Source organism: Nocardioides segetis (genome assembly GCF_051390595.1).
Taxonomy (GTDB): Bacteria; Actinomycetota; Actinomycetes; order Propionibacteriales; family Nocardioidaceae; genus Nocardioides.
Map to the genome: position 1 here is coordinate 1 of NZ_JBNINR010000012.1, position 13237 is coordinate 13237.

General features: G+C 72.7%; 18 protein-coding genes and 1 tRNA gene. 12 read left to right on the top strand and 7 right to left on the bottom strand.

What is annotated here, in order from left to right:
* Positions 1-160: 160 nt before the first annotated feature.
* Genes ACPZVR_RS18450 through ACPZVR_RS18465 form a run of 4 tightly spaced genes read right to left on the bottom strand, consistent with a single transcriptional unit; the run spans position 161 to position 2722 of the window.
* The gene (locus tag ACPZVR_RS18450; RefSeq protein WP_436701145.1) at positions 161-643 is read right to left on the bottom strand and encodes a type II toxin-antitoxin system VapC family toxin; all 483 of its coding nucleotides are present in this window, start codon (positions 641-643) and stop codon (positions 161-163) included.
* Positions 559-783: a FitA-like ribbon-helix-helix domain-containing protein gene (locus ACPZVR_RS18455; protein WP_436701146.1), complete on the bottom strand. Its 225-nt coding sequence runs from the start codon at positions 781-783 to the stop codon at positions 559-561. The genes ACPZVR_RS18450 and ACPZVR_RS18455 overlap by 85 nt, the downstream gene beginning before the upstream one ends.
* A gap of 38 nt (positions 784-821) precedes the next feature.
* Positions 822-1499, bottom strand: a complete 678-nt coding sequence (locus ACPZVR_RS18460) for a response regulator (RefSeq protein ID WP_436701147.1) — start codon at positions 1497-1499, stop codon at positions 822-824.
* A complete protein-coding gene (locus ACPZVR_RS18465) occupies positions 1496-2722 on the bottom strand; it encodes a sensor histidine kinase (protein WP_436701148.1) in 1227 nt (408 codons plus the stop codon). The genes ACPZVR_RS18460 and ACPZVR_RS18465 overlap by 4 nt, the downstream gene beginning before the upstream one ends.
* 129 nt (positions 2723-2851) lie before the next feature.
* Here ACPZVR_RS18465 and ACPZVR_RS18470 point away from each other — a divergent pair, with 129 nt between their 5' ends.
* From ACPZVR_RS18470 to rdgB, 5 genes are all read left to right on the top strand, one after another.
* Positions 2852-3790, top strand: a complete 939-nt coding sequence (locus tag ACPZVR_RS18470; protein WP_436701149.1) for an ABC transporter ATP-binding protein — start codon at positions 2852-2854, stop codon at positions 3788-3790.
* Positions 3787-4587, top strand: coding sequence for an ABC-2 transporter permease (locus ACPZVR_RS18475; RefSeq protein ID WP_436701150.1), 801 nt, complete (start codon positions 3787-3789; stop codon positions 4585-4587). The genes ACPZVR_RS18470 and ACPZVR_RS18475 overlap by 4 nt, the downstream gene beginning before the upstream one ends.
* Positions 4588-4676: 89 nt before the next feature.
* Positions 4677-5459: an SGNH/GDSL hydrolase family protein gene (locus tag ACPZVR_RS18480; RefSeq protein WP_436701151.1), complete on the top strand. Its 783-nt coding sequence runs from the start codon at positions 4677-4679 to the stop codon at positions 5457-5459.
* Positions 5456-6169, top strand: a complete 714-nt coding sequence (rph, locus tag ACPZVR_RS18485; RefSeq protein WP_436701152.1) for a ribonuclease PH — start codon at positions 5456-5458, stop codon at positions 6167-6169. The genes ACPZVR_RS18480 and rph overlap by 4 nt, the downstream gene beginning before the upstream one ends.
* The gene (rdgB, locus tag ACPZVR_RS18490) at positions 6166-6801 is read left to right on the top strand and encodes an RdgB/HAM1 family non-canonical purine NTP pyrophosphatase (RefSeq protein WP_436701153.1); all 636 of its coding nucleotides are present in this window, start codon (positions 6166-6168) and stop codon (positions 6799-6801) included. The genes rph and rdgB overlap by 4 nt, the downstream gene beginning before the upstream one ends.
* 33 nt (positions 6802-6834) lie before the next feature.
* Here the strand turns inward: rdgB and ACPZVR_RS18495 are convergent.
* Positions 6835-6916, bottom strand: a tRNA-Leu gene (locus ACPZVR_RS18495).
* A gap of 60 nt (positions 6917-6976) precedes the next feature.
* Here ACPZVR_RS18495 and ACPZVR_RS18500 point away from each other — a divergent pair.
* Positions 6977-8203: an amidohydrolase gene (locus ACPZVR_RS18500; RefSeq protein WP_436701154.1), complete on the top strand. Its 1227-nt coding sequence runs from the start codon at positions 6977-6979 to the stop codon at positions 8201-8203.
* Between the two features lie 48 nt (positions 8204-8251).
* Here the strand turns inward: ACPZVR_RS18500 and ACPZVR_RS18505 are convergent, their stop codons facing one another.
* Both ACPZVR_RS18505 and bcp read right to left on the bottom strand, forming a co-directional pair.
* Positions 8252-9523, bottom strand: coding sequence for a hypothetical protein (locus ACPZVR_RS18505; protein ID WP_436701155.1), 1272 nt, complete (start codon positions 9521-9523; stop codon positions 8252-8254).
* Between the two features lie 24 nt (positions 9524-9547).
* Positions 9548-10042 carry a thioredoxin-dependent thiol peroxidase gene (gene bcp, locus ACPZVR_RS18510; RefSeq protein WP_308089412.1) on the bottom strand — a complete coding sequence of 165 codons (495 nt, stop codon included), beginning with the start codon at positions 10040-10042 and terminating at the stop codon, positions 9548-9550.
* Positions 10043-10181: 139 nt separating this feature from the next.
* Between bcp and ACPZVR_RS18515 the strand changes: the two genes are divergently transcribed.
* Genes ACPZVR_RS18515 through ACPZVR_RS18540 form a run of 6 tightly spaced genes read left to right on the top strand, consistent with a single transcriptional unit; the run spans position 10182 to position 13226 of the window.
* Positions 10182-10868: an energy-coupling factor ABC transporter permease gene (locus ACPZVR_RS18515; RefSeq protein ID WP_436701156.1), complete on the top strand. Its 687-nt coding sequence runs from the start codon at positions 10182-10184 to the stop codon at positions 10866-10868.
* Positions 10865-11173, top strand: a complete 309-nt coding sequence (locus tag ACPZVR_RS18520) for a PDGLE domain-containing protein (protein WP_436701157.1) — start codon at positions 10865-10867, stop codon at positions 11171-11173. Before ACPZVR_RS18515 ends, ACPZVR_RS18520 begins: the two co-directional genes overlap by 4 nt.
* Positions 11174-11175: 2 nt before the next feature.
* Positions 11176-11865 carry a cobalt ECF transporter T component CbiQ gene (cbiQ, locus tag ACPZVR_RS18525; RefSeq protein WP_436701158.1) on the top strand — a complete coding sequence of 230 codons (690 nt, stop codon included), beginning with the start codon at positions 11176-11178 and terminating at the stop codon, positions 11863-11865.
* Positions 11862-12632, top strand: a complete 771-nt coding sequence (locus ACPZVR_RS18530) for an energy-coupling factor ABC transporter ATP-binding protein (RefSeq protein WP_436701159.1) — start codon at positions 11862-11864, stop codon at positions 12630-12632. The genes cbiQ and ACPZVR_RS18530 overlap by 4 nt, the downstream gene beginning before the upstream one ends.
* Positions 12629-12877, top strand: a complete 249-nt coding sequence (locus ACPZVR_RS18535) for a DUF3618 domain-containing protein (protein WP_436701160.1) — start codon at positions 12629-12631, stop codon at positions 12875-12877. Before ACPZVR_RS18530 ends, ACPZVR_RS18535 begins: the two co-directional genes overlap by 4 nt.
* A 25-nt stretch (positions 12878-12902) precedes the next feature.
* Positions 12903-13226: a GroES family chaperonin gene (locus tag ACPZVR_RS18540; protein ID WP_436701161.1), complete on the top strand. Its 324-nt coding sequence runs from the start codon at positions 12903-12905 to the stop codon at positions 13224-13226.
* Positions 13227-13237: the final 11 nt, after the last annotated feature.

The following is a 13237-nucleotide window of genomic DNA, read 5'->3' on the forward strand; positions in this document are numbered from 1 at the left end:
GCCCCACCACCGCCCAGCTGGAGGAGGGCTTCGCGCGGATCCAGGAGCAGGCGGCGACGGGCGAGCTCCAGGAGTCGCTGGCGAAGGCCGAGGAGTTGAGAGAGCGGGGGAGGCCCGGTGCCCGCCGCTGATCGATCCGTGCCCGGCTCCGCGAGGCCGGTCAGGGGACCACGATGTCCACGCTGCTGTGGCCCGACGCGCCACGGCGCAGTCGGGCGTCGCAGGTGACGAGTGTGGCGTCGAGGCTCTCGGCCAGCGCCACGTAGGTCGCGTCGTGGGCGGTGAGGCTCTCGCGCAGCGACCAGATCCGGGGGAGGAGGTCGTCGACAGCCCATCGACGCGCGGGGAACGCAGCGAGGTCCTCCAGGGCCGCGGCCGCCCGCGGCACGGGGATCTGGTCGCTGCGTGCCCACCCCCGCAGAACCGAGGCGGTCTCCACCACTGCGAGATGCGGGAGGTGCAGGTCGCCGGCATGGCCGGCGAGGCGCCGGTCGACGGCGGCCGCCCTCGGGGTGTTCATGACGAGCTCCGCGAGGGCCGAGGCGTCGAGGACCGCCGTCACCGCTCGCGCTCGGCCTGCAAGACGTCGGCTGCGCTGGTGGCGGGTTCCGTCCCGCCTCGAAGCCGGACCCGGTCGCGCCACTCGTCGTACGTCGGTTGGGAGGCCGTACGCTCGAGCTCCTCGCGGACGTAGTCGGACAGGCTCATGCCTCGACGAGCCGCGCGCTGCTTGAGGATGCGACGCAGATCGTCGGAGACGTTGCGGACCTGGAGCGTTGACATGCATTCCAGTCTATCTGCATGCACAATGCATGTCTGGATCACTCCACCGGATGCCCGGCGTCCCGGATCGTCAGCGCGATCTGCACCCGATTGGTGGTCTCCAGCTTCTCGAACAGCTTGGACACGTGTCCCTTGACCGTCGGCACCGACAGGTGGAGCTCGGCGGCGATCTCCGCGTTGGAGAGGCCCCGGCCGACCGCGCCCGCGACGTCGAGCTCGCGCTCGGTCAGCCGGTCGAGCCGGCGCTGGGCGTCGGCGGCTCGGGCGTCGCCGGATCCGGTGCGGACCCGCTCGATCAGCGTGCGGGTGACGGACGGGGAGAGCATGGGGTCGCCGGCGGCGACCTTGCGGAGGGCCGCGACGATCTCCGGCGGCGCGGTGTCCTTGAGCAGGAAGCCGTCGGCCCCGGCCGCGAGCGCGCCGACCACGTAGTCGTCGGCGTCGAAGGTGGTCAGCACGATCACCCGCGGCGGCATCGGGTCCGCGTGCAGGATCCGGGTGGCGGCGAGGCCGTCGAGGACGGGCATCCGGATGTCCATGAGCACCACGTCGGGACGCAGCTCGCGGGCGAGGGCGATGCCGGCGCGGCCGTCGGGAGCCTCGCCCACGACCGCGATGTCGGCCTGGCCGCCGAGCATCAGCGTCAGCGCCGAGCGGACCAGCGGGTCGTCGTCGACCACGATCACGCGGATCTGGTCACTCGCCGGGTTCGTCATGAGGCCTCCTCGTGGCCGGGCTCCTGCTCGGCCGCCCACGGTAGCCATGCATGCAGGACGAACAGGTCGGCCCCCGCCGGGTCGGCGGCGTGCTCGATGTGATGCTCGAGGGTCCCGCCGCGTAGCTCGGCCCGCTCGGTGAGACCGACCAGCCCGAGACCGGCTCCGGGGGTGCGGGTGGGGCCGAAGCCGAGGGCGTTGCGCAGCACGACGTCGACCCCGTCGGCGGGGGAGCCGCTCACCCGGATCCGCAGCGTGGCGGCCGGTGCGTGCTTGCCGGCGTTGGTGATGCCCTCCTGCACGATCCGGTAGACGGTCCGGCCGACGACGTCGGGCAGCTCGCCGGCGTCGGCCGCCAGCTCGTCGTCGTACTCGATGACGGCGCCGGCCTCCCGTGCGTCCGCGATGAGGGCGCCGAGGTCGCGGTGTGTCGGCTGTGGACCCGTCAGCGGGCCGCCGCCCTCGACGCCGTTGGCGTCGCGGAGGACGCCGAGCACCTCGCGCAGGTCGGTGAGCGCCTCGTGCGCCTTGGCCTGGATGACGGCGACGCTGCTGCGCATCTCCTCCGCCGAGAGGTCCTCGCGGTAGGTCAGCGCGCCGGCGTGCATGGAGATCTGTGAGATCCGGTGCGCGAGGACGTCGTGCATCTCGCGCGCGATCCGTGCGCGCTCGGTCGTGCGGGCCTGCGTGGCACGCAGGTCGCGCTCCGCCTCGGCGGTCTCCGCCCGCTGGCGCAGCGTCCAGACCAGTTCGCGGCGCGAGCCGATGAACATGCCCCACGCCAGGATCGCCATGACGACGGCGACGGTGACCGAGAGGTTGACCCACCACGGATCCGTCGACTGGTCCGGCTGGATCTCGTAGTAGACCATGCTGACCACGACGTTGAGGACGCCGGCCGTGATGACCTGCCACCATCGGCGGCGCGTGGCCAGCGAGACCGTGGCGAGCGACGCGGGGCCGGCGGCGAGCGAGCTGATCGGCCCCATGAGGATGGTGATCATCGCGATCGTGAACGGCCACCGCCGGCGGAAGGCGACGAGCACGAAGGCCACGAGCCCGACGCCGAGGTCGACCCAGAAGAGCACGGGGTCGCGGTCGAGCTGGGCCTGCATGACCGAGGACCAGGCGAGCAGGCCGAGGAGGAGGGCGAGAAGGTAGCGCCAGACCTGGCTGTACCAGCGCAAGGGCGGCTGGAAGTCGTCGGCTGCGGGCGCGTCCATGGTCAGAGGCTAGTGTCCGCGGTCGGGCGGGCGGCAGCGCCCGGGGACCGGACCGGCACCTACTTTGGTCGGGACGACTCGCGACGCGGGTTCGATGTGCGGAGGTGCCCGCTCGGGCAGGCTGGAGCCATGATCACCGTTGATCGACTCACCAAGACCTACGGCGCGTACACCGCCGTGGACGACGTCAGCTTCGTCTGCCAGCCGGGCCGCGTCACGGGCTTCCTCGGCCCCAACGGCGCCGGCAAGACGACCACCATGAGGGTGATGGTCGGCCTCACCCTCCCGACCCGCGGTCAGGTCACCATCGGGGGCCTGCACTACCACGACATCCCCAACCCGGGCCGTCACGTCGGCACCCTGCTGGACGCCTCCGCGCAGCACGTCGGGCGCACCGGACGGGAGATCCTGACGATCGCGGCGCAGACGATGGGCCTCCCGAAGACCCGGGTCGACGAGATGCTCGCGCTGGTGGGCCTCAACGACGACGAGGCGGGGCGCCGCCTGCGCAACTACTCGCTCGGCATGAAGCAGCGCCTCGGCATCGCCCACGCGCTGCTCGGCGACCCGTCGGTGCTCATCCTCGACGAGCCCGCCAACGGCCTCGACCCGGCCGGCATCCGGTGGATGCGCGGCCTCCTCAAGGGGTACGCCGACCGCGGCGGCACCGTGCTCCTGTCCAGCCACCTGCTGCACGAGGTCGAGCAGATCGCCGACGAGATGATCCTGATCGGGCGCGGCAAGATCGTCGCCCAGGGCAATCGGGAGACGCTCCTCGCCGGCGCGAACGGCACGCCGATCACGATGGTCACCTCGCTCGACAACACCGCCCTCGGTGCGGCCCTGACCCACGCGGGTCACGCGGTGGAGCCCGCGGGCGCGGGTCTGAAGGTGCAGGCGAGCCCGGAGCAGGTCGGCCGCGCGGCCCTGACCGCCGGCGTCGTCCTCACCGACCTCCGGTCCGGCGGCGCCGGCCTGGAGGACCTGTTCCTCGAGCTGACCTCGGCCGACGCCCGCGAGGCGGTCCCCGGCGTCGGCACCCCGACCACCGGAGGTATCCCGGCATGAGCACCACCACCACAGTCCCCACGCTCGACGTCTCCAACACCCCCCGCACCCCGCTGAGCAGGCTGGTCGGGGTCGAGATCCGCAAGGCGGTCGACACGCGCGCCGGGTTCTGGTTCGCGACCTCGATCGTCGGGCTCGTCCTCGTCGTGCTGCTGATCTACACCCTCGCCGCGCCCGACGCCGACAAGGACTTCAGCGACATGCTGTCGGTGGCCGGCGGTGCGCTCGGCTATTTCCTGCCCATCTTGATCATCATGCTGGTCACGAGCGAGCAGTCGCAGCGCAACGGCCTGGTCACCTTCACGCTGGAGCCGCAGCGCTCCCGCGTGGTGGCGGCGAAGTTCCTGGCCGGCGTCAGCCTGGCCGCCACGGTGATGGTGCTGGCCGTGATCCTCGCGCTCGTCTTCACCGGCGTCGGCGCCGCCACGGGCTCCTCGCCCGAATGGTCGGTCGACGGCAACCTGCTGTTCAACGGCTTCGTCCTGGCCAACCTCATCGGCATCTTCGTCGGCTTCGCCATCGCGATGCTGCTGATGAACACGCCGGCCGGCATCGTCGGCTACTTCGCCTACAGCCTGATCCTCCCGATCGCGGTCGGCATCCTCGGCGCGCTGAGCTCCGGCTTCGAGAAGGTCGCGCCGTGGATCGAGTTCAACACCGCGCAGACCCCGCTGTTCACCGGCGACTTCCAGCCCTCGGGCGAGGAGTGGGCCCAGATCGCGACGGCCGGCACCATCTGGCTCGTGATCCCGCTGGTGCTCGGCACGCTGCGACTGTTGCGCATCGAGTTCAAGTAGCACCACCACCCCGGCGCTTCACCGAAGATTGCCGGACACGTCACCGTGGCGGAGCCTGCAGGTAGCGGGCTCCGCCACGGTTGGTTGTCGTGGGCAACGGATACCTGCGCTTCGCCGCTCTCGGCGACAGCACCACCGTCGGCGTCGGAGACCCGCTTCCCGGTGGCGGATGGCGCGGCTGGGCCCGGTTGCTGGCCGAGTCGCTGCGGGCGTCGTACGACGTCTCGTTCTGCAATGTCGCGGCGTCGGGTGCGACCGCGGCGATCGTGCGCGAGCACCAGCTCGACGAGGCGCGGGCCCACCGGCCGGACCTCGCCTCGCTCCTGGTGGGCGTCAACGACACCCTGCGCTCGAGCTGGGACCGCCGTCGGCTGCACGCCGACCTGCACCACGTCGCGGGAGCGCTCGTCGACGGTGGGGCCACCCTGATGACGGTGCGCTGGCACGATCACGCCGCACTGCTCGGCCTCCCGCGGGTGCTGGTGCGACCGATGACGGAGCGGATCGCCGTCGTCAACGACGTCTACGACGACCTGCACGCGACGTACGGCGGGCTCCGGCTCGACCTCGCGCTGATGCCCGAGGTGACGGACCGGGCCTGCTGGTCGGTCGATCGCTTCCACCCCTCCGAGGTCGGGCACCGCGCACTGGCCCGAGCCTGGGCCGAACGGCTGCGGTCGGCCGGCTACGACCTCCCGTTGCCGAGTCTCGAGTCCAGTGGCGGCTGCCCTCCGAGCTGGCGACGCGACGTGGCCTGGATGGTCACCGAAGGTGCTCCGTGGTTCGGACGTCGCGCACGCGACCTCGGCCCGTGGGCGGTCCGGCGGGCGTTGGCGGCCACACGCCAGACCCCCGCTAGGTTGGGGGCATGAGCATCCGCGAGGACGGCCGCGCCGACGACGAGCTGCGCCCGATCACCATCACCCGCAACTGGCTCGACCACCCCGCCGGCTCGGTGCTGGTCGAGTTCGGCAGGACCCGCGTGCTGTGTGCGGCGTCCGCGTCCGAGGGCGTCCCGCGGTGGCGCAAGGGCTCGGGCCTGGGCTGGGTGACGGCCGAGTACGCGATGCTGCCCGCCTCGACCAACACCCGCTCGGACCGTGAGTCGGTCAAGGGCCGGATCGGCGGCCGCACCCACGAGATCAGCCGCCTCATCGGCCGTTCGCTGCGCGCCGTGATCGACGACAAGGCGCTGCGCGAGAACACCATCCAGATCGACTGCGACGTGCTCCAGGCCGACGGCGGCACGCGCACGGCCGCGATCACCGGTGCCTACGTCGCCCTGGCCGACGCCTGCGCGAAGCTGGGCGTCCCCGGCGCGCTCACCGGGTCGGTGGCCGCCGTCAGCGTCGGGATCATCGACGGCGTACCGCGTCTCGACCTGCCCTACGTCGAGGACGTGCGGGCCGAGACCGACATGAACGTGGTGATGACCGGCGACGGCAAGTTCGTCGAGGTGCAGGGCACTGCCGAGGGTGCCGCCTTCGACCGGGCCGAGCTCGACGCGCTCCTCGCGCTCGCCGAGAAGGGGTGCGCCGACCTGACCCGGATCCAGCAGGAGGCGCTGGGCGGCTCCCGATGACCGAGCCGCTCCAGATCCTCGTCGCGTCGCGCAACGCCAAGAAGCTGGAGGAGATGCGTCGCATCCTCGCCGAGCACATGGCCGGGGTGGAGGTCGTGGGACTCGACGACGTGGCGCCGTTCGACGAGCCGGTCGAGGACCAGCCGACCTTCGAGGGCAACGCCCTGCTCAAGGCCCGCGCGGGTGTCGCCGCCACCGGTCTGCCCACCCTCGCCGATGACTCCGGCCTGTGCGTCGATGCCCTGAACGGCATGCCCGGCGTGCTCTCCGCGCGCTGGTCGGGCCCGTCCCTGGGTTCGAAAGAGGGGCAGGACGAGCGCAACAACGAGCTGCTGCTCGCCCAGCTCCACGACGTGCCCGACGAGCGGCGTACCGCGCACTTCGTCTGTGCCGTCGCCGTCGTCCACCCCGACGGCCGCGAGCTCGTCGTCGAGGGCCGGATGGACGGCCGGGTGATCCGGGAGGTGCGGGGGAGCGGTGGCTTCGGCTACGACGTCCTCTTCGTCGCCGACGACCACCCCGGCCTGACCACCGCCGAGCTGTCCCGCGAGGACAAGGACGCCATCTCCCACCGGGGCCGCGCGCTGCGCGAGGTCGCGCCCCTCGTGGCCCGGCTCCTGGCCGGCGAGTAGCCCGCGCCGCTCGGCGCGGGCGGATCGAGACGGTGCCGGAGGCGGGACTCGAACCCGCACACCCGAAGGCACGGCATCCTAAGTGCCGCGTGTCTGCCAGTTCCACCACTCCGGCGTGAGCGGGACGAGTCTAGGAGGCGTTGCCCGCACGCCGCGCGCCGGGAAGGATGGAGTCATGCCCGCCACCCTCGACGAGCTGGTCGCGATCTACGAGGACCTGCACCGCCACCCCGAGCTCGGCCGTCAGGAGCATCGCACCGCCGGCATCGTGGCCGACCACCTGCGCACCCTCGGGTACGACGTCACGAGCGGCGTCGGCGGGACGGGCGTCGTCGGCACGCTCGCCCGGGGCGAGGGGCCCACGGTGCTGCTGCGGGCCGACATGGACGCGCTGCCGGTGCGCGAGGACACCGGCCTGCCCTATGCCAGCACCGCGACGGCCACGACCGCCGACGGCGAGACCGTGCCCGTGATGCACGCCTGCGGCCACGACGTGCACACGACCTGCCTGATCGGCGCGGCGGCGGGGCTCGCCGCGGACACCGGCTGGCGGGGCCGCCTACTGGTGGTGTTCCAGCCCGACGAGGAGGGCGGGGGCGGTGCGCAGGCCATGGTCGACGACGGCCTGTTCGAGCGGTTCGGTACGCCGGACGTCGTGCTCGGGCAACACGTGGCGCCGGTGCCGGTCGGGGTGCTGGGCGTGCGTTCCGGCCCGGCGTTCGCGGCGTCCGACGCGCTGCGGATCACCGTGCACGGTGCCGGCGGGCACGGCTCGCGACCTGAGACGACCGTCGACCCGGTGGTCCTGGGCGCATCAGTGGTGCAGCGGCTGCAGACGGTGGTCTCCCGGGAGGTCGCGGCCGCCGAGACCGTCGTCGTGACGGTCGGCTCCTTCCACGCGGGCACGGCCGCCAATGTCATCCCCGACCGCGCCGTGCTCGGCCTGAGCATCCGCACCACCGATCCCGACGTTCGCACGCGGGTGCTGGCCGCCGTGGAGCGGATCGTGCGGGGCGAGGCGATTGCGGCCGGCGCGCCGCGGGAGCCGGAGCTCGAGGTCCTCAACAGCTTCCCGGCGGTGGTGAACGATCCCGTGGCCTGCGACCGCGTCCGCGCGTCGTTCGCGGAGGAGGGCCGTTGGCTGGTCGTCGATCCGGGGCCGGTCACCGGCAGCGAGGACGTCGGCGTCCTGGCCGAGGCGGCCGGCGCGCCGTGCGCCTACTGGCTGCTCGGCGGCGCCGATCCGGCGCTCTTCGCGAGTGCGACGTCGGTCGACCAGATCCGAAGGGTGGTCGACGGGCTGCCGTCGAACCACTCGCCGCGCTTCGCCCCGCTCGCGGGCCCGACGCTGGAGTCCGGGGTGGCGGCGCTGGTGAGCGCCGCCCGGTCCTGGCTCGCCTGAGGGAGCGGCGGGCGGGGCGTCGCTCCCGCCCCGCCGCGGCGGCTCAGGTCAGTCGGTCCACTGCCAGGCGTCGAGGATGTCGGCGAACCTGTCGAGCACGTCGTCGTCGCCGTCCTTGAGCGAGACGGTGATCGAGTACGCCGTGTCGCCGCTGATGACCAGGTAGGAGCGCTGGGCGACCTCGACGTCGTTGTCGTTGGTCCGGCTGATGTCGACGCCCAGCGCGGTCTGTCCGTCGATCGTGGTGTCGTCGATGTCGACCGTGGAGGCCGTGGTGTCGCCCTCGGTGAGCGCCTGCTTCCAGTCGTCCTTGAGGTCGGCCGGATCCGTGCTGCCGTAGGCCGACTGGACCTCGACGATGACGTTGCCCCGCGCGGCCTGGAAGGTGGGCCCCCAGATGAACACGCGGTCCAAGGTGGCGGCGTCGGGGCTCTGGGCCGCGAGCTCGTCGGTGCCGTCGGACCAGCCCTTCGGCAGGTGCGCCTCGTAGCCGGTGCCCTGGACGGCGGGGCCGCCGAGGTCGGGGGCCGCGGAGTCGTCGTCGGTCGGCTCCTCGCCGGAGTCGCCGGAGTCCGCGTCGTCGCTCGGGTCCCCGGTGCCGGTCGTCTGCGACGACGTGTCGTCGGCCGCCTTGTCGTCGTCGCGCCCGGCGACCGCGATGACGCCGATGATGCCGGCCACCACGAGCACGAGGGCGACGGCGACGGCCGCGACGATGAGCCCGGTGTTGGACTTCTTCGTCGGCGTCGGCTGCGACCAGGCCGCCGGGGGCGGGGCCGGGGCGGCGTACGGCGGCGCGGGCTGCTGCTGCGCGGGAGGAGTCGCCTGGGGCGGCGGCAGGACCGGCCGCTGCGGAGGCGTCACCGGCGAGGTCACCGGCGGCGCCATCGGCGAGGTGGTCGGCGAGCCGGCCGGCGGCTGCGCGGGGGCGGTGCCGCCCGGGCCGTAGCTCGGGGGAGCGGCGGTCGCCGCGTCCGGGTCGAGGCCGCCGACGAGGGACTCGGGCACCCGGCCCAGCGCGAAGCCGAGCACCGCGACGGCCCACTGGCAGCCGCGGACGTCGGCGCTGCCGCGGTCGCGGGCGAGCCGCTGCCCGGCGGACTCGACCGCGTCGGCGGCGCCCGCGCCGCTGTCGAGCATGGACACCAGGGCGTCGAGGGCCCCCAGCCGCACCGCGTCGGTGAGCAGGTTGATGGTGCCGCTCGAGGCCTGGCCCTCGTCGAGGTAGTCGTCGAGGGAGCCGCGGAACGCGGAGGCGTCGCGGAACAGCGCGGGGCCGTGGTCGCGAGCGAGCTCGGCGAGCGACTGGTGCAGCTTCATCGGGGTGCGTCCTTCGGATCCGGGTCAGGCGGGCGGGACGGGCAGGCCGAGGTCCTTGCGGAGCTTCGCCACGTGCCCGGTCGCCTTGACGTTGTACTGCGCGAGCTCGACCGCGCCGTCGGTGTCGACGACGAAGGTCGAGCGGATGACGCCCTCGACGACCTTGCCGTAGAGCTTCTTCTCGCCGTAGGCGCCATAGGCGCGGTGCACCGCCAGGTCGGGGTCGGAGAGCAGGGTGATCGTGAGTCCGTCGCGCTCGCGGAACTTGGCGAGCTTGGTCGTGGTGTCCTTCGAGATGCCGACCACGGTGTAGCCGGCCGCCTGCAGGGCGTCGAGGGAGTCGGTGAAGTCGCACGCCTGCTTGGTGCAGCCCGGCGTCATCGCCGCGGGGTAGAAGTAGACGATCACCTTCCGGCCCTGCTTCAGGAGGTCGTAGAGGTCGACCTCGCCGTCCTGGTCGGAGGCGAGGGAGAAGTCCGGCGCGCGGTCGCCGGCGGACAGCCTGGCCTGGTCGCTCATGGGATGCGTACTCTCCTGGTGGGCAGGTGCTGTTGCAACTGCGATGCAATAAAGTGGCCGAAGAATGAGTCACTGCTCGTGACCATCTAACTACCCCGGTACCCGGCGACCGAACACCGGATCGAGGACAGGAGCAACCATGCACGTCCCGGACGGCTTCCTCGACGCCCCGACCTCGGTGGCGACCGGCGTCGTCGCCGCCGCCGGCGTGGGCATCGCCCTGCGCCGGGCACGCGCAGAGCTCGACGACCGCACCGCGCCGATGGCGGGCCTGGTCGCGACCTTCGTCTTCGCGGGACAGATGATCAACTTCCCCGTCGGCGCCGGCACCAGCGGCCACCTGCTCGGGGGCGCGCTGGCGGCGGTGCTGGTCGGCCCGTGGACCGGAGCGCTGTGCATCAGCGTGGTCCTCCTCGTGCAGGGCCTGTTCATGGCCGACGGCGGCCTGACCGCCCTGGGCACCAACATCACGCTGATGGGGCTGGTCGGCGTCTTCGTCGGGTACGCCGGGTTCCGGCTCGTGCTCGCGGTCCTCCCGCGCCGCCTCGGCTCGGTGCCGCTGGCCGCCGCGCTCGGCGCCCTGGTGTCCGTGCCCGCGGCCGCGGCCGTCTTCACCCTGCTCTTCGCCGTCGGCGGCACGGCCGACGTGTCCGTCGGCAAGGTGCTGACCGCCATGGTGGGCTGGCATGCCGTCATCGGCATCGGCGAGGCCGTCGTGACCGGACTCGTCGTCAGCGCGGTCGTCGCCTCGCGGCCCGACCTGGTCCACGGTGCCCGCGGCCTGGACCGCCGCACGTCCCTGCGCGTCGGGGAGGTCCCGGCATGAGGAACCGACGCTTCCTGCTCGCCGGCCTCCTCGTCGCCCTCCTCCTCGCCGGCGTGGGCAGCTACTACGCCAGCAGCCACCCCGACGGCCTGGAGTACGTCGCCGGAAAGACCGGCTTCGGCGACTCCGCGAAGGAGCCCGTCGACACCGGCAGCCCGTTCGCCGACTACGGCACCGAAGGCGTCGACGACGAACGGCTCAGCGGCGGCATCGCCGGGGTGGCCGGCGTCGGCCTCACCCTCCTCATCGGCGGCGGGCTCTTCTGGGCCCTGCGGCGGCGCTCTCCCGACGTGCAGCAGGACTGAGGATGGGCGCGGGTCACGGGCACCGGCTGCACTTCCACGGGCACTCCGTGGTGCACCGGGCGCCAGCGCACCTGAAGATCCTGCTGCTGCTCGGCTTCGTGCTGACCGTCGTCGCCACGCCGCGCGAGTGGTACCCCGTGTTCGGCGGCTATCTCGCCCTCCTGCTCGGCGTGGTGCTCCTCGCGCGGGTGCCGCTGACCTACCTGCTGCCGCGGATGGTCGTCGAGGTGCCCTTCCTCGTGTTCGCCGCGCTGATGCCGTTCGTCGCCGAGGGCCCGCGCGTCGCCGTACCCCTCGGCGGATGGGAGCTCTCGCTGTCCGAGTCCGGCCTCATGGCCGCGTGGGGACTGGCCGTCAAGGGCACCCTCGGCGTGCTGGCGTCGCTCACCCTCGCCGCGACCACCGAGCCGGCCGACGTGCTCCGGGGCCTGCAGCGGCTGCGCCTGCCCGACCTGCTCGTGCAGATCATGGGCTTCATGATCCGCTACCTCGACGTCGTGACCAGCGACCTCGGCAGGATGGTCACCGCCATGCGCTCGCGCGGCGTCGACCCCCGCTCGCCCCGGCACTGGCCGGCGCTGGCGCGTACGCTCGGTGCGCTGTTCGTGCGGTCCTACGAGAGGGGGGAGCGGGTGCACCTCGCCATGCTGTCGCGCGGCTACGACGGCCGGCTGCCCGGAGACGTGCGATGACGCCCGTCCTCGACATCCGCGACCTGGCCTTCGCCTACCCCGACGGCCATCAGGCGCTGTTCGGCGTCGACCTCCACGTCCACCGCGGCGAGCGGGTCGCCCTGCTCGGGCCCAACGGGGCCGGCAAGACCACGCTGGTGCTGCACCTCAACGGCATCCTGTCCGGCGAGACCGGGCACGGCGCGGGCAGCGTCGCCGTCAGCGGACTGCCCGTCACGAAGAAGAACCTGCTCGAGATCCGGCGCCGGGTCGGGGTGGTCTTCCAGGATCCCGACGACCAGCTGTTCATGGGCTCGGTCCGCGCCGACGTCGCCTTCGGCCCGGCCAACCTCGGCCTCAAGGGCGCGGCGCTCGAGCGCCGCGTGCTGGACGCGCTCGACCGGGTCGGCATGGCCGACTTCGCCGACCGGCCGCCCCATCACCTCTCCTTCGGGCAGCGTCGGCGGGTCGCCGTGGCGACGGTGCTGGCCATGGAGCCGGAGATCCTGGTGCTCGACGAGCCCAGCTCCAACCTCGACCCCGCCTCGCGCCGTGAGCTCGCCGACATCCTGCGCGCCCTCGACGTCACGCTGCTGATGGTCACCCACGACCTGCCGTACGCGCTGGAGCTGTGTCCCCGCTCCGTCGTGCTCAACGACGGCAGGGTCGTGGCCGACGGCCGGACCTACGACGTCCTGACCGACGAGGCCCTCATGCGTGCCCACCGACTGGAACTGCCCTGGGGTTTCGACCCGAGCTCGATCGCGATTGATAGCCTGCCCGGGTGAGTGAGACTCCCTCTGACATCGAGCGTGAGATCGAGGAGGCGCGCGAGCGCCTCGCGGGCACGATCGACCAGTTGCTCTACCGCTCGCACCCCAAGACGATCGTGAGCCGCGAGGTCGCCCAGGTGAAGGCTCACTTCGTCGACCCGGCGACCGGGGAGCCGCGCACCGACAACATCCTCAAGGCGGTCGGCGGCGTCGTAGGCGTGATCGCGCTCTTCGCCGTCCTGCGCAAGATCGCCCGCTGAGCCCCGCCTCCGGTTGAACGCGCACGTGTCCGACAAGACTCCCATCAAGATGCTGCACGACCGCATCCTGTGCGAGGCCGACGCCGAGGCCGGCGAGCGCCGCTCCTCCGGCGGCATCGTCATCCCCGCGACCGCCGCCATGGGCGCCCGCCGCCTGGCCTGGTCGCGCGTGGTCGCCGTGGGCCCGCACTGCCGCTCGGTCGTGACCGGCGACAAGGTCCTCTACGACCCCGAGGACAAGGCCGAGGTCGAGGTCTCCGGCGACGTGTACGTCGTCATGCGCGAGCGCGACATCCACGCGGTCGCCGCCGAGCGCCTCGGCGACGAGGCCGCCGGTCTCTACCTCTGAGATCGGGCCGA